The 2,322-nt window shown below is 30.4% G+C and carries 2 protein-coding genes; both read left to right on the forward strand.

The annotated features are described in order from the left end of the window. Positions 1 to 515: 515 nt before the first annotated feature. Positions 516 to 854 (forward strand): hypothetical protein, encoded by a 339-nt coding sequence (locus tag SMIDD26_RS00380; protein ID WP_246746831.1) that lies wholly within the window; start codon positions 516 to 518, stop codon positions 852 to 854. A gap of 1 nt (position 855) precedes the next feature. After that, positions 856 to 2,034, forward strand: a complete 1,179-nt coding sequence (locus SMIDD26_RS00385; RefSeq protein ID WP_061438576.1) for a hypothetical protein — start codon at positions 856 to 858, stop codon at positions 2,032 to 2,034. Positions 2,035 to 2,322: the final 288 nt, after the last annotated feature.

Genomic DNA, 2,322 nt, shown 5'->3' on the forward strand with positions numbered 1-2,322 from the left:
GACCTCCCCCTATTTTATTTTTTAAAAGCGATAAAGTAATAACGGTGTTCCAAAAGGTGAATACCTCTCCCCTAAAAATAACGAAAATTGATACAAAAAACTAGGCTAAAACTCTTAAAAAGTCTAGTTTTTTATAATTCAAGTATAAAACATCATAGTAAAATATAGCAATGAGGAGTATATCAGAGGTTAAGGAGAGTCAGAGTCCTACGGAGTATGCAACTATTAGAATTGAAGAAGTACAAATGCTAAGATATTTAGAAGGTCTCAAACTAGTTATAGATACCTTGATGGAAAACTTAATTGATAGTGATCTAGTAATTTTTAAAAGATAAAAAGAGCGTTACCTATGATTAATAAGTATTATGGATTATTCTTGAAAAGTACATAATGTATATTGTGAAATTATTACCACAATATATAGTACTTGACAAACATGTTATAATGAGTATGAATACAGATTCTAGAAGGGATGATGACTTATAGGTTTGAAATATGGGGGAAATTATCCTGATATGTGCCCGCCTGAAGAAGCAAGAACAATTGAAGGAAGTTTCTATAGATTGTGCAATTCTACTGTACCCAATGAGGCAGATTTTCAGACTCATTTTGAATTAAATAAAATGCCCAGGGGAAAAGAGTGTGAAGCTAGAGCTCTGTCATTTTTTGATAATTTAGCGTCTGCTAACGATCTTAAACGTAAATTTAAGAGCTTTAAAAATAAAGTTCCAGTATTAATTGAGATAAACTCGTCCCATGGAGTTGGTATTCTTGAGAATCATCATTTGAATCTGTGGGAATATAGTGATGTGTCCTTTATAGATACGCAATCAAATTCGGATGGAGGTGAGTGATATGGAAAGTATTAAATTTGATTCAAACAATATAAATCCGATTTTTATTTTTGAATATTATGACACTCCCTTAGCCTTTATATCTGATAAAATAAATGGCGAATACTATTTCTTTTATTTTATTGATGATAATCAATACTTTATAATGCCACTCACTGTTAAAGATATTAATTTGATATTTTCAAGTCAATATATTAGAGAGGTTTTTGAATCATTTTTAGAAAATGATAACTTTAAAATTATTGATTTTATATCACAAAACGATGCTACGCTATATAGCGTAAATGAGTTTGAAGAGATTTCTGGTGAGGACATAGATGGTTGGCTGCCAGAGAATAATCAAGAGTTTGAATATGATTTTGTCAATAAAGTATCATTTGCTGATTTGAGAGATAGTTATAAAGATTTTTTCCCTGGACTATTCAATCATAAGCAGATGACAATTAAGATGAGAGATGAGCAAAATTCTCATTCAGCAGTACCGAGCGTGGTATTGAAAGCTATAAAAATGATTGATATATATATATCTGAAAAAAAATTATCTTTAAATACTGCTAATAAATTTCTAAGTGGGAATTTGTCACTATTGCCATTCTCTCCTGGATCATTTAATATTAACTTTGAACTATCATTACCTGATGAAGTAAGTCTGTTTGAAGATAACATACTAGATTTTGATGATTTTATTATCTTCATTGATTCTTTAAATACTGAATCTGCAGAGAAAATATATGACGATCTCATATATGAGAGTCCTAAGATTGTCAAGGCCACTAGTGAATTTTATAAAGATATGAAGAACTTCAACTACGAGATTGAAATATTAGATAAAGAGCAAAAATTATCTACGTTTAAAGTCAATCCTAAAGTAGATGAAACAATGGAACGATTGCATGTTATATCTAAAGCAAGAGAATGTGGTCGAGAAGAACGAGAAATTCTACAATTTAGTGGAGAAGTTAGAAGTGCAAGTAAGATTAGAAATACAATTTCTATAGGCCTAGCTGGTGGAAACGTTTCTGCAAAATTTACAAAAGAATTGTTCAAAGAAATTAAAGACTCAGTTAAGTCAGTTGCTGTTTCTAAAGAAATTAGAGGACAATGGGAAAAAATATCTATTTTTGATGATAAAAATATGGAAGTAGACACGAGATATATAATTATTTCTTTTGAACAGTAGATTGAAAAAGGTGTCTTTTGTAAGATATTATCTCTTAATTTGTTAGACTTTTCATTATACGCCCCTTTGAGGGCGTTTTTCTACACCAAAATAGGCTCCATAATATCCATAGGGGATTTACCCACTACAAATAGTATAGAGTCAAAAATCAAAGTTATAAAGGGAAAGTAAAAAATATGATTTAATTATGGTATAATAGCATCAGGTATTAAAAAAGCACGTTTGACCGTGCTAGTTCCTTGCCTGCTGAACTCGTCAATATATACGCCCTTTTTAGGGCTCTTTTTT

The organism is Streptococcus mitis, from assembly GCF_001579035.1.
In the GTDB taxonomy this organism is placed as follows: domain Bacteria; phylum Bacillota; class Bacilli; order Lactobacillales; family Streptococcaceae; genus Streptococcus; species Streptococcus mitis_J.

What these genes read in the sequence shown, in the direction of transcription:
- SMIDD26_RS00380 (WP_246746831.1), top strand. Translation starts at nt 516, where the DNA reads ATGTGCCCGCCTGAAGAAGCAAGAACAATTGAAGGAAGTTTCTATAGA.
- SMIDD26_RS00385 (WP_061438576.1), top strand. Translation starts at nt 856, where the DNA reads ATGGAAAGTATTAAATTTGATTCAAACAATATAAATCCGATTTTTATT.